Source organism: Denitratisoma sp. agr-D3 (assembly GCF_054658675.1).
Genome location: NZ_BAAGIA010000003.1, coordinates 630,759 through 653,862, shown reverse-complemented (window position 1 = coordinate 653,862; position 23,104 = coordinate 630,759). Strand labels below are relative to the sequence as shown.

General features: G+C 57.6%; 24 protein-coding genes, 1 tRNA gene and 1 pseudogene. All 26 read left to right on the top strand.

Going from position 1 to position 23,104, the window contains the following annotated elements:
* Positions 1-11 precede the first annotated feature (11 nt).
* The 26 genes and pseudogenes from ACYQ2U_RS11685 (at position 12) to ACYQ2U_RS11560 (ending at position 23,067) form a co-directional block, all read left to right on the top strand.
* On the top strand, positions 12-635 hold the full coding sequence (locus tag ACYQ2U_RS11685) for an MlaC/ttg2D family ABC transporter substrate-binding protein (protein WP_459950543.1): 624 nt from the start codon (positions 12-14) through the stop codon (positions 633-635).
* Positions 632-925: an STAS domain-containing protein gene (locus ACYQ2U_RS11680; protein WP_459950542.1), complete on the top strand. Its 294-nt coding sequence runs from the start codon at positions 632-634 to the stop codon at positions 923-925. Before ACYQ2U_RS11685 ends, ACYQ2U_RS11680 begins: the two co-directional genes overlap by 4 nt.
* A gap of 20 nt (positions 926-945) precedes the next feature.
* Positions 946-1,866, top strand: a complete 921-nt coding sequence (locus ACYQ2U_RS11675; RefSeq protein WP_459950541.1) for an ABC transporter ATP-binding protein — start codon at positions 946-948, stop codon at positions 1,864-1,866.
* Positions 1,863-2,618 carry an ABC transporter permease gene (locus ACYQ2U_RS11670; protein WP_459950540.1) on the top strand — a complete coding sequence of 252 codons (756 nt, stop codon included), beginning with the start codon at positions 1,863-1,865 and terminating at the stop codon, positions 2,616-2,618. The genes ACYQ2U_RS11675 and ACYQ2U_RS11670 overlap by 4 nt, the downstream gene beginning before the upstream one ends.
* 26 nt (positions 2,619-2,644) lie before the next feature.
* On the top strand, positions 2,645-2,890 hold the full coding sequence (locus tag ACYQ2U_RS11665; RefSeq protein ID WP_459950539.1) for a BolA family protein: 246 nt from the start codon (positions 2,645-2,647) through the stop codon (positions 2,888-2,890).
* On the top strand, positions 2,883-4,133 hold the full coding sequence (gene murA, locus ACYQ2U_RS11660) for a UDP-N-acetylglucosamine 1-carboxyvinyltransferase (protein ID WP_459950538.1): 1,251 nt from the start codon (positions 2,883-2,885) through the stop codon (positions 4,131-4,133). Before ACYQ2U_RS11665 ends, murA begins: the two co-directional genes overlap by 8 nt.
* Positions 4,134-4,181: 48 nt before the next feature.
* On the top strand, positions 4,182-4,823 hold the full coding sequence (gene hisG, locus ACYQ2U_RS11655; RefSeq protein WP_459950537.1) for an ATP phosphoribosyltransferase: 642 nt from the start codon (positions 4,182-4,184) through the stop codon (positions 4,821-4,823).
* The gene (gene hisD, locus ACYQ2U_RS11650) at positions 4,820-6,130 is read left to right on the top strand and encodes a histidinol dehydrogenase (RefSeq protein ID WP_459950536.1); all 1,311 of its coding nucleotides are present in this window, start codon (positions 4,820-4,822) and stop codon (positions 6,128-6,130) included. The genes hisG and hisD overlap by 4 nt, the downstream gene beginning before the upstream one ends.
* Before the next feature lie 81 nt (positions 6,131-6,211).
* A tRNA-Phe gene (locus ACYQ2U_RS11645) sits at positions 6,212-6,287 on the top strand.
* A 245-nt stretch (positions 6,288-6,532) separates the two neighbouring features.
* A pseudogene (locus tag ACYQ2U_RS11640) lies at positions 6,533-7,681 on the top strand (IS3 family transposase).
* A gap of 99 nt (positions 7,682-7,780) precedes the next feature.
* Positions 7,781-8,002, top strand: coding sequence for a transcription termination/antitermination NusG family protein (locus ACYQ2U_RS11635; RefSeq protein WP_459950570.1), 222 nt, complete (start codon positions 7,781-7,783; stop codon positions 8,000-8,002).
* Positions 7,999-8,382, top strand: a complete 384-nt coding sequence (locus tag ACYQ2U_RS11630; protein WP_459950535.1) for a hypothetical protein — start codon at positions 7,999-8,001, stop codon at positions 8,380-8,382. Before ACYQ2U_RS11635 ends, ACYQ2U_RS11630 begins: the two co-directional genes overlap by 4 nt.
* A 359-nt stretch (positions 8,383-8,741) precedes the next feature.
* Positions 8,742-9,422, top strand: coding sequence for a 6-phosphogluconolactonase (gene pgl, locus ACYQ2U_RS11625; protein ID WP_459950534.1), 681 nt, complete (start codon positions 8,742-8,744; stop codon positions 9,420-9,422).
* Positions 9,423-9,567: 145 nt separating this feature from the next.
* A complete protein-coding gene (locus tag ACYQ2U_RS11620; RefSeq protein ID WP_459950533.1) occupies positions 9,568-10,221 on the top strand; it encodes a DDE-type integrase/transposase/recombinase in 654 nt (217 codons plus the stop codon).
* Between the two features lie 150 nt (positions 10,222-10,371).
* Complete coding sequence (locus ACYQ2U_RS11615; protein WP_459950532.1) at positions 10,372-11,337, top strand: GDP-L-fucose synthase family protein; 966 nt, start codon at positions 10,372-10,374, stop codon at positions 11,335-11,337.
* 306 nt (positions 11,338-11,643) lie between these two features.
* Entirely contained in the window at positions 11,644-13,419 is a 1,776-nt protein-coding gene (locus ACYQ2U_RS11610; protein ID WP_459950531.1) for an ABC transporter ATP-binding protein, read from the top strand.
* 44 nt (positions 13,420-13,463) lie between these two features.
* Positions 13,464-14,462: a GHMP family kinase ATP-binding protein gene (locus ACYQ2U_RS11605; protein ID WP_459950530.1), complete on the top strand. Its 999-nt coding sequence runs from the start codon at positions 13,464-13,466 to the stop codon at positions 14,460-14,462.
* Between the two features lie 27 nt (positions 14,463-14,489).
* Positions 14,490-15,311, top strand: a complete 822-nt coding sequence (locus ACYQ2U_RS11600) for a transketolase (protein WP_459950529.1) — start codon at positions 14,490-14,492, stop codon at positions 15,309-15,311.
* Entirely contained in the window at positions 15,304-16,284 is a 981-nt protein-coding gene (locus ACYQ2U_RS11595; protein WP_459950528.1) for a transketolase family protein, read from the top strand. Before ACYQ2U_RS11600 ends, ACYQ2U_RS11595 begins: the two co-directional genes overlap by 8 nt.
* Before the next feature lie 34 nt (positions 16,285-16,318).
* Complete coding sequence (locus ACYQ2U_RS11590) at positions 16,319-17,488, top strand: DegT/DnrJ/EryC1/StrS family aminotransferase (RefSeq protein WP_459950527.1); 1,170 nt, start codon at positions 16,319-16,321, stop codon at positions 17,486-17,488.
* Between the two features lie 7 nt (positions 17,489-17,495).
* Positions 17,496-18,221 carry a sugar phosphate nucleotidyltransferase gene (locus tag ACYQ2U_RS11585; protein ID WP_459950526.1) on the top strand — a complete coding sequence of 242 codons (726 nt, stop codon included), beginning with the start codon at positions 17,496-17,498 and terminating at the stop codon, positions 18,219-18,221.
* Positions 18,218-18,802 carry a D-sedoheptulose-7-phosphate isomerase gene (locus ACYQ2U_RS11580; RefSeq protein ID WP_459950525.1) on the top strand — a complete coding sequence of 195 codons (585 nt, stop codon included), beginning with the start codon at positions 18,218-18,220 and terminating at the stop codon, positions 18,800-18,802. Before ACYQ2U_RS11585 ends, ACYQ2U_RS11580 begins: the two co-directional genes overlap by 4 nt.
* 25 nt (positions 18,803-18,827) lie before the next feature.
* Entirely contained in the window at positions 18,828-19,766 is a 939-nt protein-coding gene (locus tag ACYQ2U_RS11575) for an NAD-dependent epimerase/dehydratase family protein (protein WP_459950524.1), read from the top strand.
* A 28-nt stretch (positions 19,767-19,794) separates the two neighbouring features.
* On the top strand, positions 19,795-20,931 hold the full coding sequence (locus ACYQ2U_RS11570) for a glycosyltransferase family protein (RefSeq protein ID WP_459950523.1): 1,137 nt from the start codon (positions 19,795-19,797) through the stop codon (positions 20,929-20,931).
* Positions 20,932-20,940: 9 nt separating this feature from the next.
* Complete coding sequence (locus tag ACYQ2U_RS11565; RefSeq protein ID WP_459950522.1) at positions 20,941-21,999, top strand: TIGR00180 family glycosyltransferase; 1,059 nt, start codon at positions 20,941-20,943, stop codon at positions 21,997-21,999.
* Positions 22,000-22,053: 54 nt separating this feature from the next.
* The gene (locus ACYQ2U_RS11560) at positions 22,054-23,067 is read left to right on the top strand and encodes a Gfo/Idh/MocA family protein (RefSeq protein ID WP_459950521.1); all 1,014 of its coding nucleotides are present in this window, start codon (positions 22,054-22,056) and stop codon (positions 23,065-23,067) included.
* Positions 23,068-23,104 lie beyond the last annotated feature (37 nt).

The window sequence follows — 23,104 nt, the reverse complement described above, 5'->3', positions numbered from 1 at the left end:
GGAATCGGAAAATGAAAAGACTGTTTGCCCTGCTGGCCTGTGCTGCTCCCTTGTTCTTGTCCGCCCCGGCCCATGCCGATGACGCGCCTGATGTCTTGGTGAAGAACGTTTCCAATGAGGTCCTGGAAATCATCCGCAAGGACAAGGATATCCAGAACGGCAACACCAAGAAGGCCATCGAACTGGTGGAGGCCAAGGTGCTGCCCCATTTCAACTTCCAGCGCATGACCGCTCAGGCGGTGGGCAAGGACTGGCGCCAAGCGACCCCGGCTCAGCAGAAGGTGCTGTCCGACGAGTTCCGTACCCTGTTGGTCCGCACTTACTCCAATGCCTTGACCGCCTACAAAAACCAGACCATCGACTTCAAGCCGCTGAAAATGGCTGCTGCGGATACCGAGGTGACCGTGCGCACCGAAATCAAACAGCCTGGCGCCAAGGCCATTGGCATCAACTACGAGCTGGAGAAGAATGGCGCTGGTTGGAAGGTGTACGACGTGGTGATCGCCGACGTCAGCATGGTGACCAGCTACCGTGACCAGTTCCGCCAGGAAATCGCCAACAATGGCCTGGACGGCCTGGTGAAGTCCCTTCAGGCCAAGAACAAGGCCGCTGACACTCCCGTTGCCAAAAAATGATTCGTGAGGAAACCGGTCGCCTGGTGGTTGAGGGCGACATGAATCTAGGCTCCGCCAAGACCCTGCTGGAGGCCGGCAACCAGGCCTTGGTCAAGCTTGCCGAGGGTGGTAAGCCCGTGTTCGACCTGGCGGCCGTGACCGAGGTCGACTCCGCTGGCTTGGCCGTGGTTTTCGGTTGGTTGCGGGCGAGCAAGGCGCGCAACCAGACGTTGCAATTGATCAATCCTCCCCAAGGCCTGCTGAGCATGGCTGACGTCTACGGCGTCAGCGATCTGCTGCCCCTGGCCTGACGGTTCGCCGGCAGGCATTTATGACTCCGGCGATTGCGATCCGCCAGGTTGCCAAGCGCTATGGCGATCTCCAAGCCTTGGCCGGCGTCAGCCTGGACGTTGCCCAAGGGGAATTCTTCGGCCTGTTGGGTCCCAACGGGGCTGGCAAAACCACTTTGATTTCTGCCCTGGCCGGCTTGGTTGGGGTGGATAGCGGTTCCTTGGCGGTGATGGGGCACGACGTGCGCAAGGATTTTCGCCAGGCCCGTCGGCATTTGGGCGTGGTTCCCCAGGAACTGGTGTTCGATCCCTTCTTCACCGTGCGGGAAGTACTGCGCTTTCAGTCCGGGTACTTCGGCATTCGCCGCAACGATGATTGGATCGATGAGGTCTTGCACAATTTAGACCTGACCGACAAGGCGGATGCGGGCATGCGTTCCCTGTCCGGCGGCATGAAACGGCGCGTCTTGGTAGCCCAGGCCCTGGTTCATCGGCCGCCGGTGATCGTACTCGATGAGCCCACGGCGGGGGTGGATGTGGAGTTACGCCAGGCCCTTTGGCGTTTCATCCGCCGATTGAACGAGGAAGGCCATACCATCGTTCTCACCACCCACTATCTGGAGGAAGCGGAAACCCTCTGCGGCCGTATTGCCATGCTCAAGGGCGGGCGCATCGTGGCTTTGGATAGCACGGCCAATTTGCTGCGCCGTTTCTCCGCCCATGCCCTTCATGTCCGTTTGTCGAACGGGCAATCGCTGCCCCAGGATCTGGCCGTCGTGGCCCGATCCCTAGGCGATGGCTGGGTCATCCCCTTCGCCCAGGCGGACGAGGTGGAGGGAATCTTGGCACGGCTGCGTCAAGCGGGTTGTGCATTGGCAGATGTGACCGTGAGCCAGACCGACCTGGAAGAGGTCTTCGTCCGCCTGATGCAGGAAGATCGGCACAGCGAGGGGGCGGCATGATCAGTTTCCTGACCTTGCTCTACAAGGAAATCCTGCGTTTCTGGAAGGTGGGTTTCCAGACCGTGGCGGCACCGGTGTTGACCTCGCTGCTGTATTTGCTGATCTTTTCCCATGTGCTGGAAGACCACGTGCGGGTGTACGACACCTTGCCCTACACGGCCTTTCTGGTGCCTGGCTTGGTCATGATGGCGGTGTTGCAGAATGCCTTCGCCAATTCCTCTTCGTCCCTGATCCAGGCCAAGGTCATGGGCAGCATTGTTTTCATTCTGCTCCCGCCCATTTCGCCCTTGTCCCTGTTCAACGCCTATGTGCTGTCATCCACCATTCGCGGGTTTATCGTGGGGATCGGGGTGTTGGCGGTTACCTTGGCCTTCGCCCCCGTGGGATTCAACAGCCCGGTCTGGATTGTGGCTTTCATCCTGCTTGGCGGCGCTTTGATGGGGGCCCTGGGCATTCTGGCCGGGCTGTGGGCGGACAAATTCGACCAACTGGCGGCTTTCCAGAACTTCGTGATCGTGCCGTTGACCTTCCTTTCCGGGGTGTTTTACTCGATTCACTCCCTGCCGCCGTTTTGGCAAGGAGTGTCCCGGTACAATCCTGTTTTCTACATGATCGACGGCTTCCGCTACGGCTTTTTCGGTATTTCCGACGTGTCGCCTTGGCAGAGTCTGGCGGTTGTTTCCTTCTGCTTTGCCTGCATCGGGGCGGTCGCCTTGATTCTGCTCCAGCGCGGCTACAAGTTGCGGGCCTGATCGATCGGCCCTGAAAGAGAATTTCCATGCTCGACCCCCAACAAATCGAAACCTGGATCACCGAGGGCATGCCCTGCTTGTTTGCCCATGTGGAAGGCGATGGCCAGCACTTCGACGCGGTGATCGTCAGTGCCGAGTTCGCCGGACTCAATCGGGTCAAGCGGCAACAACGGGTGTTCGATACGGTACGGGACCATCTGGCGTCCGGCGTGCTTCACGCCTTATCCATGAAGACCCTGACGCCCGAGGAATGGGAAGCCAGCCGTGGATAAGTTGCTGATTGAAGGGGGCGTGGCCCTCAAGGGCGAAGTGGCGATTTCCGGTGCCAAGAATGCCGCCTTGCCGCTGCTTTGCGCCGCGTTGCTGACGGCGGAGCCCGTCACATTCACCAATGTGCCCGACCTCAACGACGTGGGCACCATGCTCAAACTGCTGGCCCAGATGGGGGTGGCGGTGGAGCGTTATGGCAACACGGTGATTCTCGATGCCTCCGGCCTCAACAATCCGGTGGCGCCCTACGAGATGGTGAAAACCATGCGGGCTTCCATCCTCGTTCTCGGCCCCTTGATGGCTCGCTGTGGGTCGGCCCGGGTTTCCTTGCCCGGCGGTTGCGCCATTGGCGCCCGGCCAGTGGACCAGCACATCAAGGGCTTGCAGGCCATGGGTGCGGAAATCACCGTGGACCAGGGTTACGTGCAGGCTCAGGGCGGCAAACTCAAGGGGGCCCGTCTGTTCACCGACATGGTGACGGTGACCGGCACCGAGAATTTGATGATGGCCGCATGTCTGGCGGACGGCGAAACCGTGATTGAAAACGCTGCCCGGGAACCCGAGGTGGTGGATCTGGCCAATTGTCTCGTGGCCATGGGCGCGCGGATTTCCGGCGCTGGAAGCGATGTGATCCGCATCCAGGGCGTTGCGTCCCTGCGCGGCACGACCCATCGCATCATGCCGGATCGTATTGAGACGGGTACCTATCTGTGTGCCGCCGCGGCCACTGGTGGCGATGTGACCCTGACCGGTACCTCCGCCGCCTACTTGGATGCCGTGATCGATAAATTGATGGACGCCGGCTGCGAGGTGGTGTGCCAGCGGGAGAGCATTCGCCTCAAGGCGCCGCAGCGGCTCAATGCAGTGTCCATCCGCACCGCGCCCTATCCGGCCTTTCCCACGGACATGCAGGCCCAGTTCATGGCCATCAACTGCGTGGCCAACGGCACGGCCGTGATCCGGGAGACCATTTTCGAGAATCGCTTCATGCACGCGGTGGAGTTGATCCGCCTCGGCGCGGACATCAAGATCGACGGCAATACCGCCGTCGTCACCGGTGCCGCCAGTTTGAGCGGGGCCACCGTCATGGCAACGGACTTGCGGGCCTCGGCGAGTTTGGTGGTGGCTGGCTTGGCGGCGAGAGGGGAGACCTTAATCGAACGCATCTACCATTTGGACCGGGGCTACGAAGGCCTCGAACAGAAGTTGGCCGGTCTCGGCGCCCGGGTGCGCCGGGTGAATTGAGGGCCTGGGCTAAAATCGCAACCTTTCCCTGATCGGACGGAATCCTCTGTGGACGGCATCACCATCGCGCTCTCGAAGGGCCGCATTTTTGAAGAGACGCTCCCCTTGCTGGCAGCGGCAGGGATCGTGCCGAACGAAAACCCGGAAAGCTCGCGCAAGCTCATCATCGGCACCAACCGGCCGGATGTACGGGTCGTGATCGTGCGGGCCTCCGACGTACCCACCTACGTGCAATACGGCGCAGCCGACTTGGGCATTGCCGGCAAGGACGTGTTGATCGAGCATGGTGGTGCTGGCTTGTACCAGCCCCTGGACTTGAACATCGCCAAGTGCCGCATGTGTGTTGCCGCGCCGGTCGGTTTTGACTATGCCGCAGCCGCCCGTCCTGGCGCCCGGTTGCGGATCGCAACCAAATACGTGAACACCGCGAAGGAGCACTTTGCGGCGAAGGGCGTCCACGTGGACCTGATCAAGCTTTATGGCTCTATGGAACTGGCGCCGCTAGCTGGTCTGTCCGAGGTCATTGTCGATCTGGTCTCGAGTGGCGCGACGCTCAAAGCCAATCAATTGATGGAAGTGGAAGAGATCATGGCGATTTCCTCCCGTCTCGTGGTCAACCAGGCAGCGCTGAAGGTCAAGCACGACCTGCTTCAGCCGGTGATCGAGGCTTTCGAAGGGGCCATCCAATGAGCACGCCCATTTTCATCCGTCGCATGAGCACCCGCTCGCCGGAGTTTCTCTCGGACCTTGATCGTTTGCTGGCGTTCGACAACAGCACCGATGCGGCCATCGAACAGGCCGTGGCTGACATCATCGCTAACGTGCGTCGCTTGGGTGACGAAGCGGTGCTGGATTACACACGGCGTTTCGATGGCTGCGATGCGGCCTCGATGATGGCCTTGGAACTACCCAAGGCCGAGTTGACGGCTGCCTTCGCTGCACTGCCAGCGGCGCAGCGCGAGGCTTTGCAGATGGCGGCAGAGCGGGTGCGCAGCTACCACGAGCGGCAAAAGGCGGACTCCTGGGAATACACCGAGGCGGATGGCACGCGCTTGGGGCAAAAGGTAACGCCTCTGGATCGTGTCGGCCTTTATGTGCCGGGTGGCAAAGCGGCTTACCCCTCATCGGTATTGATGAATGCCTTGCCCGCCAAGGTGGCCGGCGTAGGGGAACTGATCATGGTTACCCCGACGCCCAGGGGTGAAAAGAATCCGCTGGTGTTGGCGGCCGCACATTTGGCCGGTGTCGATCGTGTTTTCACCATCGGCGGTGCCCAGGCCGTGGCGGCCTTGGCCTACGGTACGCAAACCATTCCCCAGGTGGACAAAATCGTCGGGCCCGGCAACGCCTATGTCGCCAGCGCCAAGCGGCGTGTGTTCGGTACGGTGGGCATCGACATGGTGGCAGGACCATCCGAAGTGCTCATCATCGCGGACGGTACCACCGACCCAGACTGGGTGGCCATGGATCTTTTTGCCCAGGCGGAACACGACGAACTGGCCCAATCCATCCTCCTATGCCCGGATGCCGCGTACATCGAGCAGGTCATCCTCAGCATCGAGAAGCTGTTGCCGACCATGCCCCGCAAGGAAACCATCGCTGCTTCACTGAGCGGCCGGGGCGCACTGATCCATGTGAGCAATCTGGATGAGGCATGTGCCGTTGCCAACCGCATCGCCCCCGAGCATTTGGAATTGTCCGTGAAGGACGCCCAGACATTGGTGCCCAAGATTCGGCACGCCGGCGCTATTTTCATCGGCCCGTACGCCTCCGAATCCTTGGGAGACTACTGCGCAGGCCCCAACCATGTGTTGCCGACATCCCGCAGTGCAAGGTTTTCCAGCCCGCTGGGCGTCTATGATTTCCAGAAGCGTTCCAGCCTGATTGATGTTTCCGCCCGGGGCGCCGCAGGCCTTGGAAGCATTGCCTCCATTCTCGCGCATGGCGAAGGTTTAACCGCCCATGCGCGTGCAGCAGAACTTCGCCTAGAAAAGTAGTAAGCTTTTCCCGCAAGCAGCCAATTTTTTGGCAAAAAGCCTTGGCTTGGAAGAATTTGCCGGTATAATCTTTGGCTCGTTGGCTTGGTAGCTCAGTTGGTAGAGCAGCGGATTGAAAATCCGCGTGTCGGTGGTTCGATTCCGCCCCAAGCCACCACGCCCTTCAATGAAAGCGCCAGCCCATACGGTTGGCGTTTTTGTTTTACACGGTCAAAAGTTCGTGTTCCGGTGTGATCCTGTCATGCAGTAGGCCGTGACATCGCACGCAAATCTGTCAATCTGCCCCAAAAATACCAAATGCGATAACACATTTGTCATGCCATTGCAAATGATCAATGGTTGGGCTGCTACCGATTTCAAAGGCACCCAGTTAAGGTGTCACAATGAAACCAGAGGTGGTGAATGAGTACAAGAAAGATATTCACTCGGGAATTCAAGGTTGAAGCGGTCCAGCTGATGACGGAACGAGGTGTATCCGTCAGGCATGCGTCGCAGGATATGGATGTGGAAAAACCGTTCTGCGTCGCTGGGTTCGGGAACACAGTACCGAACCCAAGCAGGCATTTTCTGGTCAGGGAGTCATGAAGCCCGAGTAAGTAGAGATTGCGCGAGTGCGCAATGAAGTGGTCATGCTCAAGATGGAGTGCGATATCCTAAAAAGTCGCTGCCTATTTCGTCAAAGAGTCGATGTGAAGTATGGTTTCGTGGCGAGGCACACGAGGTGTTTGGCTGGTCAATTTGATTTCCGCGTCCTTCGGCGCCTGGCGCAGTGGTTTCTGTGCTTGGTTATGCCGCCACAGGAGCCGCCATAACCTTGTTGATGAGGTACTTCTCCCCCATTGGTACGTCAAATTTATGGACAGTGACAGCACTTATGGTGCCTGGCGGGTTTGGCGCGATGCCTTGGCGCAAGGACAGCGTTGTGGTCTGCACCGCATTGAACTACTAATGTGTCACAAGCCTTACGTGCTCGCCCACATCGGCGTGGTTTTCCTAAAGGCTCGAGGTGAGCGGCGCTATTGCAGACAAAGTCCTAGATTCCCAGTTTCAGGCGGATTGCTCGAATCAGAAGTGGGTGGCGGACTTCATCTATATCAGAATAGCGGAGGGCCGGCTGTATGTGGAGGGAGTCCTTGATCTGTTCTCTAGAAGGATCGCAGGCTGGTCCATGCAGACCAGCGTGACCTCGCAGTTGGTCGCGGATGCCTTGGTCATGGCTGTCTGGCGACGGGGCATGTCTTTGTCACGGCTTCCCTACTCGGATCAGGGGCGCCAATACACTAGCGAACATTTTCAGGGATTGCTTAAGGAACTGGGCATTACTTTGCAGCAAGAGTCGCGCAGGCAAGGTCTGGGGCAACTCTGCGGTAGAGAGCTTCTTCAGTTCCTTGAAGACCGACCGCACTGCCCGGAAAGTGTATCGGCCTCGGAAAGAAGTACGATCTGATCGTGTTTGATTGCATAATGTCATTTCACAATCAGGCGCGTCGTCGTTTCACCCTGAGATACGTCGATCCAGTACAGTTCGAGGAGCCTTTAGAGGCTAACTAAGTTGGTATCTTCTGAACTGGCTGCAGCCCATTTGGAGGTGGCGTGCACTGATATCTCGTTCATACCATGCACAGACTGGGTGAGTGAGCCCTCGACAACATCCACAGGCAGGGTTATCAGTGCCACCACCCGACACTCCCGTCCGAGAAACTCTGCAAAGGACTGCTAATCGTTGCGGTTGAGCCCCTGTTTCTGCGTTACCTGTTCATCCATTTGGGGCAGGAGGACTTAGTCAAAAGCTGGGGGCCCATTCGCTCAATTCAGGGTGTTAGCCGGCTGGCCAGATTCGGGGTCGAATCGGCGCAGGTGATGGTGGGGTGATTGAACTGCTGCAAAGCCAGGAGGCATCGGTTCAATCAGAACCGGAACGATTGTTCAAACAGGGGGAGCGCGTTCGTCTGACCGAAGCGCCGTTCCGGGCATCGAGGGCGGCTACAAATAGCCGATGGCGAGTGTCGGGTCATGTCGCTCTGATCGAGATTATGAGCAAGCCGGTGGCGGTGTGTGTCGCACAGGCCAGTTTACGCAACGCCGGCAACAAATCGGCCTCTCTATTGCCTGTTTGGCAAAACAGCCTTTCGCAAAGGCATTACAGTATGGCACAATTGTATTCGTCTGCGAACTTGCAGCAGCATCCTTCGCGACACTTTATTGCTCCGCTCTCCCTGCTAAAATCTCCTAGCCGCACTTGCTGTTGGTGAGGCGGTATGGCGGTAGCATGTCAAAATTACTTTGAGCCTCGCGTCCCCACTTCAGAAATTGGCTGGTCTCCAGGAGGAAACCCAGTTACGAAGTCCTGAGCCGTTTGCATTGCGGCGCCCTAAGTCAGTCAATGTAAGCTAGTCAGGGATTTAGGCGTGGGGCTTGGCGCGTCAATTTTTATTTTCAGGCGCTTTGGGGTAAGGGCTTAGGGATTTTCTGAAAAGCCTGTCCAATGGCATATGTTAAGCAGAGGCTTCATCATTGTGTATTTCCGAATGTCAAAACTTAAGCATTCATCGGCCAATCTGCTAGAGGTTACCGTCTCTCAGCCTAGCATCTTGGTTTGCTGTTGGGTGTGATGTCCAGTTCCACACTAAACGGCACAGAGTCCGATGGATGGGCACGATTTTTACTCGAAAAAATCGCTGCAAGTGTTGCTGAGCGGCGAGGGCAAAATGGGAGATGCAGCGTCGCGCTGACAGGTGGTCGAAGTGCTGAACGACTTTATCGAGTTGGGGCTGCTTCGCACGACTTTTTGGCGAGAATGCAAAATGTAGATTTCTTTTTTGGAGATGAGCGATGTGTGCCGCCCGATCATGCTGACAGTAATTACCGATTGGTTATGGATACGTTATTTGCCAGTGGGTTGCCAAAAGGCGCTTACGTTCATCGCATAGAGGCTGATAGCGCCAATTTGGAAGAGGCGGCAGATAGGTATGGCAGTCGCCTTCCGTCGTCTATTGATGTGTTGCTGCTCAGTATGGGAGAAGATGGGCATATTGCTTCGATCTATCCCCGAAGCCCTGCCATTGTCGAGTCCAAGCGGCGAGTCATTCCCGTAAAAGGTTCAAGGCCTCCGTATTTGCGATTGACCCTTACGCCCACTACGATCCAAAAGGCTCACCATGTTTTTGTATTGGCATTAGGGCCGCAGAAGCGCGCGATATATGAGGAAGCCTTGCGTAAGCCGTTAGATGTAGATCAGATTCCAGCTAGGTTGGTACTGAGTCGGGAATGGACGTTTGGCCCAGCGGTATAGTGAGCTTCCCCGAAATTTCGTCCTTCAGGAGAGCTGGGATAGCGAAGAAGGAGGGGGGGGTGTTCAAGACCTCGAAGCAGGAATACGTGGCAGAGTTCAAGGGGCTGATTGTCAAGCGGGTGAGGGCTAGGCAAGGAGGGGTGACGTGGGGGTTGACCTGAATCTGGTTGAGCAAGCACCGGGTAACCTTGTCAAGAGCGCCAACTCGAAAATGACTGAGAAAAACCGAGGTAGAGATTTTCCTGCGAGCAAGGGCGGGGGGGGGGGCAATGACTCATTCGCGAGAACGGTGTACGTGCCCGGCACAAGCGATGCTTTAAGGAGGCAACGGGCTCGGCGCAGTCTGCTGATAGTCCCAAACCTGCTGGACAGGGACTTCACGTCGGCAGATCCGAATCAGGTGTGGACGGCCAATCTGACCCACATCTTGACGGCTGAGGGATTGCTCTGCCTAGTCGCGGTGCTCGACCTACTCAATCGGAAGGTCATCGGCTGGTCCTTGAAGCCCAGGATGATGGCCGATATCGTGATCGATGCAGATGCACTGACCATGACGTGGTTCCGCTGCAAGCCGATAGCGGGACAGATGCAACATTCGGGCAGAGGATGCCAGTATGTAAACCACCTTTTTCAGGCGCGGCTGAAGGAATACGGGGTGGCCTGTTCGATGAATCACAAAGGGAATCGCATAGGGCTATGCGCCCACCGAGTGCTTTTCAACAGATCCAAGAATGAGCGAGTGCGTGGCACCCACTACGAAGCCAAGATGAAACCATTGCCAACGTCTGATTACATCTAACTGTTCTAAAACCACAGGTGCTGGCATTCCACGCTCGGCTACGCCTCGCTACAGAAATATCTGAACGACTGGATCAGGCGTCAGCATGGGTAAGAATTGGCGGTGTAATGCCGTAGGGTTGGAACGCGAAAAACAGAGGAGGGCTCAATAATGATTGACCAGAATGGCAGGATTTTTATCGCGGGCCATAAAGGTATGGTGGGTAGTGCGATATTTCGTACCTTGGTTGCTCAAGGTGTTCCCGCCGGTCAGATCATTACGCGCACGCATGCCGAACTTGATCTGTGCGATCAGCAGGCAGTGAATGAATTCTTTGCGATGGAGCGACCCGCACAAGTTTACTTGGCTGCAGCTAAGGTTGGAGGCATTCACGCCAACGCCACTTACCCAGCGAACTTCATTTATGCAAACCTCATGATTCAGGCGAATGTAATCCACGCAGCCCATCTTCACGGCGTGCAGAAATTGTTATTCCTTGGCAGCGGTTGCATCTATCCAAAACATGCAGAGCAGCCGATAACTGAGGACACGTTGATGTCGGGGCCGCTCGAAACTACAAGCGAACCGTATGCGGTTGCAAAGATCGCCGGCATCAAGCTTTGCGAGAGTTACAATCGACAATATGGTCGTGATTATCGTAGTGTGATTCCTGCCAATCTTTACGGCCCCGGCGACAACTACCACCCGGACAACAGCCACGTAATACCAGCCCTGATCCGACGCTTCCACTTTGCCAAGGTCGAGAGTGTTCCAGAGGTCGCCATCTGGGGCAGCGGCACGCCGCGCCGCGAATTCCTATACGTAGACGACATGGCTTGCGCGAGTGTGTTTGTCATGAACTTGGACAATGCCAGCTACCAAACCCATACCCAGCCAATGCAGAGCCATATTAACGTGGGATTTGGCGGCGACGTGACGATCAGCGAACTTGCTGCTACCGTGTCCCGTATCGTGGGCTATGCCGGTCGCATTACCTACGACACGACCAAACCCGATGGTGCTCCGCGCAAGTGGTTGGACAGCCGCCGGCTCAGCACGCTGGGCTGGAACGCAGCTGTGCCGCTGGAGCAAGGCTTGGAGTTGGCTTACCAGGAATTCCTGCTGTCCCACGCATAATGGCCAACTGGTTCCGCATCCTGTTGTTCGACAAGTCCGTCATCATGTGGGCTGCGTTGATGTACGGGGAGCATAGAACACTATGTGTTTAAGTGCGCGTGCTGGATGTACTGGGCTTGGCTCGTCGTTGCGCTCAGAAACTTCGGCAGCATTTTTTGCCACAATATCAAGGCAATTGAACAACGAAACGCGGGTGAATGGAAATTCGTTTTTGATAGGCAATCAGGCCAGCCTCTCACTCGCCCCACGGACTCGCCACCCTGCCGTCCAAAGCAATGAAAGCGTAGAAATGGCGAGGGGGTTATCATGACCCAGCTCTGGTTTCATCTCAGCCCTCGGCGGCGGATCCAGTTAATGTCCGTGCTCGCGCTGATGCTGATTGTCGGGGTGGCCGAAGTTGCCAGTCTCGGGGCGGTACTGCCCTTCCTTTCTGTTATGGTCGCAGCCGATAGCACATTGCGGACAATAAAATTTGGAGCGGCTATTGCGGACTTGGCAACAAATATGCATATCAGTTCAAGCCTACTGGTGGCGGGGCTTTTTTGCGTAATATTGACTCTAGCGTCCGCACTGCGTGTTGCGTTCTTAGTGATCAGTACCCGTCTTGCAGGGGCTATAGGATCTGATCTGAGCATTGAGGTGTACCGACGGGTGCTGCACCAGCCCTACAGCGTACATGTGGCTCGCAACGGTAGCGAGATCATTGGCGCGATTGTAGGGAAGGTCAACACCACAGCCAATGTCGTATACCAGCATTTGGTGCTGGTCTGCTCGGCCTTTCTGGTTTTTGGGCTCATTGTCGCCTTAATCGCCATCGACGCGCGGGTTGCGATCATCTCTGGATTATGCCTCGGTTCCGGGTACCTGATCGTCGGAAAGATTTTCCGGCGCATGCTACGCCGTAACAGTCAGCAGATCGCTGAACAACATGTTGCACAGTTGAAGAACCTGCAGGAAGGCCTGGGCGGGATTCGTGACGTATTGCTTGATGGCTCCCAAAATATTTATTGCAAGTCGTTCAAGGGAGCTGACCGAAACTTGCGAAAGGCGCTAGCTGACAATGCCATCATTTCGGGGAGTCCTCGCTACCTGATGGAAAACGTTGGCATCATTTTAATCGTCGCTCTGGCCTATGGTATGAGTGCGGAATCTGGAGGATTCGTCGAGGCGTTGCCGGTCCTGGGGAGTCTGGCACTAGCGGCCCAACGTCTATTACCCGCGATGCAGCAGAGCTTTGCAGCATGGGCCATTATTGCCGGTAGCCATGCCTCGGTGTTGGATACCATTGCCATGCTGGAGCAGCCACTTCCGGCAGATTTGGCGCTACCACGCCCTGATCCGTTGGCACTGGATGACTGCATTGAACTTGATGCCGTTTCATTCAGGTATACGGCGACCGGTCCGAACGCGCTCAATGAGGTGTCGCTACGCATTCCACGGGGGGCACGAGTAGGTTTTATCGGGGAGACCGGCTGTGGCAAGAGTACCCTGGTAGACCTGATCATGGGCCTGCTGGTACCTACCTCCGGATGCATTCGCGTCGATGGGGTGCCGATTACTGGCACCTTGGTGAGGGCTTGGCAGAGCGCCATCGCACATGTTCCCCAGAGTATCTTCCTGTCGGATGCCTCGGTCGCCGAGAACATTGCCTTTGGCGTGGAGTTCCATGCCATTGATCTCCAGCGCGTGAAAGAAGCGGCTCACCGGGCGCAGATTGCAGAGTTCATCGAGAGTCGAAGCGAAGGATATGCGCAGGTCGTGGGTGAACGTGGGGTACGTCTTTCCGGTGGGCAGAGGCAGAGGATAGGTATTGCTCGGGCGCTCTATAAGCAGTCGGCCTTGCTGGTTCTGGACGAGGCTACAAGCGCGCTGGACAGCGCAACCGAACAGGCCATCATGGACTCAGTGAACTCGCTGGATAGCGGGCTTACGATATTGATGATCGCGCATCGTCTCAGCACCTTGAAAGATTGTGACATTATCTACAGATTAGAAAACGGCCGAGTTGCTGCGCAGGGCACCTATGACAAGATGATTGATCCCAGTCCTTCGTCTCGATGCGAGACTCGGTCGCAGACCTGACAACACTCCGTCAATCCATTTGCTGAATTCCATAAGGCTCTAACATGATCATTGTGCGTACCCCGTTCCGCATCTCATTCTTTGGTGGCGGCACAGATTATCCGGCCTGGTACCGAGCGCACGGAGGGGCCGTTCTTGCCACGACCATCAATAAGTACTGCTATATCAGCTGTCGTTACCTGCCGCCGTTCTTCGACCACAAGCACCGTATCGTGTACTCTCGCATCGAGAACGTGCGCGACATTTCGGAAATCGAGCATCCGGCGGTACGGGGTGTCCTTGACTATACCAAGATGGAACATGGGCTGGAGATCCATCACGATGGAGACCTTCCTGCGCGTTCTGGGCTTGGTTCCAGTTCATCATTCACTGTAGGTTTGCTGCACGCGATTGCCACCCTGCGTGGTCAGTATGTGGGCAGCGAGTTTCTGGCCCGGGAAGCCATCCATGTGGAACAGGACGTCATTGGGGAGAATGTCGGCTCGCAGGACCAGGTCTCGGCGGCGTATGGTGGCTTCAACAGGATCGACTTCCTCCGGAATGGTGGCTTTGAGGTCAACCCGGTCATCATCGAACAGGCCCGCGCGGAGGAGTTGCAGAGCCACCTGATGTTGTGTTTCACCGGCATCTCGCGCATCGCGTCGGAAGTGGCCAAATCGAAGATCGATAATTTCGACAATCGGCAGCAGGAACTCCATGCCATGCGTGCCATGGTGGACGAGGGGATGCGGATTCTCCAGGATGGCAAAACCTCCATCGAAGAGTTTGGCGCCCTGTTGCACGAGGGTTGGCTGGCCAAGCGCAAGCTGTCCGACAAGGTTTCAAGTAGCGAGATCGATGCCATCTATGAAGAGGCGCGTCGGGCTGGGGTACTTGGTGGGAAATTGCTGGGAGCTGGCGGCGGCGGGTTCCTCCTGCTCTTCGTGCGGCCGAAGGATCAGGCAGTTGTCCGGGAACGACTGCGCCATCTCGTCCACGTTCCCTTTGAATTCGACTACTCGGGCAGTCGGGTGGTGCTATATCAACCCAACGGATTGCAGTAATCCGTACATGGGCAGGATGATCTTTCCATGATGATGAATGACATTGAACTTGCGACAAAAGCAAAGTCGGTCTGGCTAGAGACCTTGCGGGTTCACCGCAAGGCGCCTGAAACACGCATCGCCTCCTCGCTCTCGCCAGTCGAGATTTTCGTGGCGCTGTATTACGGTGGCGTGCTCCGGTTTGATCCAAAGGATCCAAGGGTGCAATGGCGGGACCGCTGCATCATCAGCAAGGGGCATGGATCGATCTGCATGTACCCGATACTGGCTGACTTGGGCTACTTCCCGGCAGAGGAGCTTGCCAGGGTGTGTCAGGCCGGCGGATTCCTCGGAGGAATTCCCGATCCGGTTATCCCGGGCTACGAGACCGTGAACGGTTCCCTGGGGCACGGCCTGGGAGTGGCGACCGGAAGCGCGCTGGCGTTGAAAAGTAAGAAGAGCGACAGCAGCATCTTCGTGGTTACCGGCGACGGCGAGTTGCACGAAGGTTCGAACTGGGAGGCCATCATGTTTGCTTCCCATAATCGACTGGATAATTTGAATCTGGTGATAGACAACAACCAAATCAGTATGCTGGGGCGCACGGACAACATCGTGTCACACCAATCTTTGGTTGGTCGACTGACGGCCTTCGGTTGGGATTGCCGCGAGGTCGATGGACATGACGTCGCCGCCGTCAGGGAGGCGCTGCTCCAGATGAAGGAATTGCATGATGGCCAGCCCAAGGCACTAATCGCGAATACGAAGAAGGGCCACGGCGTTCCCTCCCTGGAGGGACTCGATCTGGCGCATGTGATGAACCCCAATGCGGCCTGGCTAGAACAGATTCTGGAGTTGAACAATGAGTGAGAAACCGAGAGCTATGCGCGATGCGTTCCTGGAGCGCATCCACGGTGCCATGCAGGTCGATGAACGGATCTTCTTCGTCACTGCCGATTTCGGCTCGCCGGTGCTGGATAGGATCCGCTCGGACTTTCCGGAGCGCTTTGCCAACGTGGGTATCGCCGAGCAGAACCTGATTAATATCTCGTCCGGGTTGGCGATCGAAGGCTTCAAGGTCTTCGCCTACGCGATTGCGCCGTTCATCACCATGCGGTGCTACGAGCAGATCCGGGTCAACCTGTGCCTTCTTTCGGAAGTGCGCGCTATGAATGTGACGTTGATTGGTGTAGGTGCCGGCTACAGCTACGTAGTGTCCGGCCCCACGCATCAGTGTTACGAAGATCTGTCCATCATGCGGGCCCTGCCCAGCATGTCCATCTATTCGCCCGCCGACCATGTCTCGAGCGCGGCGATATTCGACGAATGCCTGAATACCGACGGATTGAAATATCTCCGCCTGGATGCGCAGGTGCTGCCGGTCATTCATTCTGTGCAGAAGCTCCCGGCTGTAGGATTCCATGCCCTGCGCGGCGGCGACACGGTGTGCCTGCTAGCCACCGGTTACATGCTGCATGTGGCGATCAAGGTGGCCGATCGCCTGGCACTTCAAGGCGTATCCGTGGGTGTGGTCGACATGGTGTCGATCACGAAATTTGACCAGGATGCCATGGCAGAGCTGCTGGGTGGCTACCGGGGACTGGTGACAATGGAGGAAGGCTTCCGCGGGCGTGGCGGCATCGACAGCATGATGTTTGAATTCCTAGCACGCCGGAACCTGCCTGTACGCATGCTCAATATCGGTGTCGAACCCGCCTACCGATTCGAACTGGGTACGCGAAGCGAGCTGCATGAGCAGGTCGGTATCGGTGAAGCTGCCGTGACAGAATCAGTCAAGAACTTCCTGGCCGAGGTGATCGCGCCGACAAGCAGCCGGGGCTGAGTTGTACCCCTATTAGTCAAAGGAACCTGATCCAATGAAATTTCCCCTGATGCGCAACAACATATTGCGGTCCGATCTTGACGCGTTGATCGAATACCTGAAACAGGATGATCCTATCCTGACGCACGGTGCGAATGTCCGTGCGTTCGAAGCGGAATGGTCCGAGTGGCTGGGCATGAAGTACAGCGTGTTCGTCAACTCCGGCGCATCCGCCAACCTTCTGACCATGGCGATACTGAAAATCCGCCATCCGGAGGGCGGCGAGGTGATCGTTCCCCCCCTGACCTGGGTATCCGACATCGCTTCCGTGATGCAGAACGGCTTTACCCCGGTGTTTGCGGATATCGATCCAGTCTCGCTGGCGATGGATCCGGCAGAAATTCTTGCCAAGATCACCGGCAAGACCCGTGCCGTCTTCCTGACCCATGTGCAGGGATTTGACGGACTTACCGATGAACTGGTCGCCGAACTCAAGCAACGCGATATCCCCCTGATCGAGGACGTGTGTGAATCCCATGGCGCGACCCACAATGGGCAGCGTCTGGGCAGCATCGGCTGGATTTCGAACTTCTCCTTCTATTACGCGCACCACATGAGCACCATCGAGGGCGGGATGGTGTGTACCAATGATCCCGAGGTGTACCAGCAGGTGCGCATGCTGCGCTCCCACGGCATGGTGCGAGAAACGACGGATGCCGATCTGAGGGTAGCCTTCCAGACGCAGTATCCCCAGTTGAACCCGGACTTCATTTTTGCCTATCCGGCCTACAACACGCGCAACACCGAGCTGGGGGGGATCCTGGGGCGCCACCAGTTGCGCAGGCTGGACGCCAATGTCAAGCGCCGCACCGAAAACATGCTGCGATTCCTCCGCCAGATCGATGCAACCAAGTACCGGACTGATTTCAAGATCGAAGGTTCAAGTAACTATGCTTTCAACCTAGTGCTGCGCGAGCCCGATGAAGAGTTCGTTCAGCGCCTGATGAAGAAGATGAGAGAAAACGGTATTGAATTCCGGCGTGGCAGCGCCGGCGGTGGCAACCAGATTCGCCAGCCCTACCTCAAGGGTGTGGTCCCTGCGGATCACCACCTGCAGTTCCCGAATACCGAGCACATCCATTTCTATGGCTTCTATATCGGCAACTTCCCGGACCTGAGGGACGAGGAAATCGACGAACTGTGCGCCATCTTGAATGCGGTCTGATACGGGTGTGAGTAAGGTGCATGTTGCTGTCATTTTGGCCGGAGGGCTGGGGACCCGCTTGCGTAGCGAAGTGCCGACCCTGCCCAAACCGATGGCGCCGGTAGCGGGGCGGCCATTCCTCGAGCACCTGATGCTCTATTGGCGTGCACAGGGAATCGACCGTTTCGTGCTTTCGGTCGGCTATAGGCATGAGGCAATCCAGGGCTATTTCGGCAATGAATTCCAAGGTGCTGCGGTCGAATATGTCATTGAATCTGAGCCCCTGGGAACGGGCGGTGGCGTGTTGCTCGCTGCGCAAAAGCTGGATTCTGCAGAAAGGTTCCTGCTGCTCAATGGCGATACATACTTCGCGGTGGTACTGCCGACCCTGGAGGCATTTGCCCTGACCCATGACACTAACTGGTGCTTCTCCCTGTTCAGGACGCAGGAGGCCGGCCGCTATATGGGCATGGACATCGGTCCTCAGGGGCAGGTCCGGGGGGTGAAATCCAGCTCCGGCGAAGTCGGCGGGCTTGCGAACGGTGGCGTCTACCTGGTGCATCCACGAGCCCTGGCTGGGCTGGTCTACCGAGCTGGCATGGCCGCTTCGTTGGAGGACGACCTCTTCGAGGCCGCCCTGCGTGCGGGACAGCCGATGTTCGGGCTGGAGTTCGGTGGGACTTTCATAGATATCGGGGTGCCGGTCGACTACCGCCGGGCACCCCAAGTACTAGGGTTGGAGGTTGAGGAATGAACGCTATTGAACGGCTGAGGAAAAACGTGCTGGCCGCCGTGGAGGCCAAGCAATTGTTGTTGCAAGATGAGGCTACGCTGACGATTTTTTCTAAGGCGGTGGATACCGTCGTCGGCTGTTACAAGGCGGGCGGCCGCATCTACATTGCGGGTAACGGGGGATCGGCGGCCGACGCGCAGCATCTGGCTGCGGAATTCGTCAGCAAGCTCAGCCGTGACAGGGCGCCCTTGCCGGCCGAGGCGCTCACGGTGGATTCGTCCATCCTGACGGCAATAGGAAATGACTACGGATACGATAAGGTGTTTTCACGGCAACTGGCCGGCAAGGCGACGGCGAATGACGTTTTCCTGGGTATCACGACATCGGGCCAATCCCCCAACATATTGCTGGCGCTGCAGGAGTGCCGACAGTTGCAGATTCCCTCTCTGGCATTTTGCGGACGTGATGGTGGTGCGGCGATAACAGCGGCCGACTATTGCATCATCGCGCCGGGGAAAGCCACCAGTACTATTCAGGAAATACATATCGTGCTTGCGCACACCCTGTGCGAATGCGTGGAAGTCGCCATCTTCGGCGAATGATTAACAGTTGAACAGAGGACTAGAAATGAGCTACAACATTCTCGTGACCGGCGGCGCCGGCTATCTGGGGTCTACCATGGTGCCAGACCTGTTGGCTGCCGGTCATAAGGTGACCGTGCTGGACAATTTCATGTTCAAGCAGTCCAGCCTGAACCACGCTTGCCACCATCCGAATTTCAACGTGGTCAAGGGTGATATCCGGGTCGAGTCCACGGTGGCGCCGCTGCTAGCGAAGGCCGATATCGTGATACCACTGGCCGCGTTGGTCGGTGCGCCGATCTGCTCCCTTGATCCAGTAGGCGCAACCACCACCAACCACGATGCCATTGCGCTGATGCTTCGGCTCCTGTCCCAATCGCAGATCGTCCTGATGCCGACCACGAACAGTGCCTACGGTACCGGGGATGAAAACAATTTCTGCACGGAGGACTCCCCGCTGCGCCCGATATCGCAATATGCGATTGAAAAGGTGGCAATCGAAAAGGAGTTGATGCAGCGAGAAAATGCGATCAGCTTCCGGTTGGCCACGGTGTTCGGTATGTCTCCCCGGATGCGCATCGACCTGCTGGTCAACGACTTCACCTACCGCGCGGTGCATGACCGTTTCGTGGTGCTGTTCGAGAGCTCGTTCAAGAGAAATTACGTCCATGTGCGTGACGTTTCCAGGGCATTCCAGCATGCCATCCAGAATTTCGACAGGATGAAGGGGCAGGTCTACAACGTGGGCCTGAGCGAAGCCAACGTATCCAAGCGAGAACTCTGTGAGTACATCCAAAGGCAGATCCCGGACTTCACGTTCATCGATGCGCCCGTGGGCAAGGATCCGGACCAGCGGAACTACATCGTCTCGAATGCGAAGATTGAAGCCACTGGCTTCAAGACTTCAGTCACGTTGAGTGCTGGCATCGCTGAATTGATCAAGGGCTTCACTATGATCAAGAACACGAAATACGGCAACGTATAAGTCGTCGAATCCTGGCCTGCCGCTCCAAGTGAACTTCTCCGAATTTTCCGCGAGGGCTGTGGCCAGGCTCCGTGGGTATTCAGGCCGTGCGCTCCGGTTTTCGAGCGCAACGCCCAAGCGCCTGTTTTCACGTTCGCTGGCATCGCTGCTGGCTTTGCGCAATGGCATGGGAAGTGCGCCGGCAGGCGCACGGCACCGGCAGAAGCCGCATCTCCTGATACTCCGCAATAGACACTATGCAAGCAATTCCGCGCAGGTATCGACCGAACAGATCCACCTGGACCAAACTCTACAGGCATGCGGATTGGCGACCTTCGAGGTGCTCACCTATGACGCAGACCTCGGGACATGGCCGCGCGTAGATCTTCAGCTTTTCCGTGCCTGCCAGGCACGACGCCCGGACGCCATCGTATTGAGTTCCTGGTGGGATACGCCCCGGCAGCCCAGCGTCCATGTATTGGGGCTCATCCGTCGCCTTTTCGGCATCCGCCTGGGTGTCATCTGGTGGGATACTTGCAGCAGCGCCTTCTGGCGTGCGGCGCGTCCGTACCGGGATCTGTTCGACGTCCACGTGGTGCTGGACAACCCGATGCTGCATTTCGCTGATCAGGATGATGTCTTCCGGGACAAGATCCTGAAACTCTGGCCCCCCCAGGACGAAGGACTCTACCACCCACGGGGCGTGAAGGATATTCCGGTCAGCTTCATGGGGCAGGTATCTGCATACCGGTCCTATCGCAGGGAAGCCATTGAGCACCTTGTCGCACAGGGTGTCCCGGGGAAGTTCTACACGAATGACCGCGGACAGCAGGTGACCCATGCGGTGTACGCGGACGTGATGGGACGGTCGGCCATGTCGATCAATTTCTCCTACAGCGTTGACTGTCACCAACTGAAGTCCAGGGTGTTCGAGATACTGTTCAGCGAAGCGCTGCTCCTTGAGAGTGAAAATGAACAGACGGCGGCGATGTTTGAGCCGATGAAGGATTACGTCCCTTTCAATTCCAAGTTGGACCTGGAGCAGAAAATCGCGTATTACGCGGCGCACGAGGAGGAGCGGGTCCGCATCGCCAGGCAAGGTAGGAAGACAGCAATGGAAAAATATCGCTCATCGGAGTTCTGGCGTCTTTTCCTGGCACGCCTGATGAACGATCAGGGACATTGAAGGCAGGCTATGGACCTTTCAATCATTATCCCGACGATGAACAGGCCTGACCTGTTGCTGCGCCTGCTTGGCTACTATTTCGCGGTGGGGTTCGATGGCTGCATTCTGGTAGGTGACAGTTCCAGTGAAGCATTGTTCATGCAGGCGTCCAGGGACATGGAAAAATTCCGGGGAAGATTGCATATCCATCATGTGCATTTACCCGGGCGGTCCGTGGCCGCTGCGGTCATGGAGATGAATGCACATGTGGCCACGCATTATGTCTGCTTGGTCGCAGACGATGATTTCATTGTTCCTGCGGGCGCGGAGCAATGCATTGCATACCTCGACGGCAACCCAGACTATGTGGCCGCGCATGGTGTTGGAATATTGATTGCGAGTACCTCGGGCCGGGCAGACGAGATAACCGGTGCCTCTGCCTATCCGCAGACGGTGAGGGAAGAGTCCGGCGCAGCACAAAGGCTGCTGGCTCACCTAGCGCATTACCGTGTGGTCCTGTTCTCCGTGCATCGGGTGGCGACTTGGCGCCGCATGTTCGCGCAGACCCCCATCCCGGCGCTCGCACCGGGGTTGGGGGACAAGACATTCGCGGACGAACTGCTTCCATGCTGCCTTTCCGTGGCCATGGGAAAAGTCAAGGAAGTCGACGGCCTTTACCTAGTGCGCCAGGTGCATGACGAGCGCTATCTCCTTCCGAACTGGTTTGCATGGATCAACACTGCAAGTTGGCAGGGAAGCTACCAGTATTTCCGGGACCAGCTGGCGGACGTCCTGCAGGCCCAGGACGGGGTGTCTGCCGAGTCGGCGAGAAGCAGCGTCGACGAGGCCTTCCGCCGTTACATCAGCGCCATGGCGGCTGCGGATCACCAAGTACCATCCCAGATACGCGCTTATGCAAGACAGGTCAGGGTGATGCGATGGCTCTGGGGCAGTTTGCAGCGCATGAGGGAGCGCGTGACAGGCGGGCGGGTTGTTTCCCTGCAAAGCCTGCAGTGGCCGAGGTCGCTCTATCACGCCGATTTCCTGCCGGTGTATAGGGCAGTGACCCAGCGCGATGCGGCCAGGTAATCACAGGTATCAGCGCCAGCCATGGGGCATGGGCGCATATTTTGAAAGTGGCAAATGAAAGCAGTAGTGATCGGCGTCGGGAGAATGGGCCGTCGCCATATCAGTGCAATCCGTCGCAACGACTGGCAGCTTGGGGGCATCTACGACCTCAGTTCTGAGTCCCTGCGCTTGGCCAAGGAAGAACATGGACTCGCAGACAACCAGTTGTTTGCTGATCTGGACCAGATGTACAAAGTCTGCGCACCGGATGTCGTCGTGATCGCCACCAACGCAGACACGCACTGCGTCCTGACCTGCGAGGCCGCCCGGCGCGGCGCGAAGTTCATCCTAGTGGAAAAACCCATGGCGGTGTCTCTGGAAGAGTGCGACCGCATGATTGCCGCCTGCGCGGCGACTGGCGCCAAGCTGGCGGTGAACCACCAGATGCGGTTCATGTCCCAGTACGCCGTACCCAAGGCCATGGTCACATCGCCCGCCTTTGGCGGCCTGTGCAGCATGACGGTGATCGGCGGCAATTTCGGCTTTGCCATGAACGGCTCCCACTACTTCGAGGCTTTCCGCTATCTCACCGAGGAAATCCCGGTCGAGGTGTCGGCCTGGTTCTCGCCGGAAATCGTGCCCAATCCGCGCGGGCCTCAGTACCGGGATCGCGCCGGATGCATACGCGCGGTCACGGCATCCGGCAAACGGCTGTACATGGATGTCGGCGCCGACCAGGGCCACGGCTTCGGCGTCACCTATGCCTGCCGCCTGGGGGTGATCTCGGTCGATGAACTTGTCGGCGAAATCAGCAGTTCGGCCCGGGAGGCGCAGTACCGGGACCTGCCGACCACGCGCTACGGCATGCCCAGCGAGAACCGGCGCGAACCCCTGGCGCCGGTGGACCTGGTGGAAATGACGGCCTGTGTGCTCAAGGCGCTGGTGGAGGGGCAGAATAGCGTCACCGGAGAGGCCGGGCGCCAGGTCATCGAGTTGCTGGTGGCGGCACATGAGTCGGCGGAGCAGGGGGGCGCTCCGATGCGCCCGGGCGACGGCCTGGACCGCACGCGTGTCTTCCCGTGGGCTTGAGCGACAGGCGTTCGGAAAAATTTTTTGCATTGGCGGT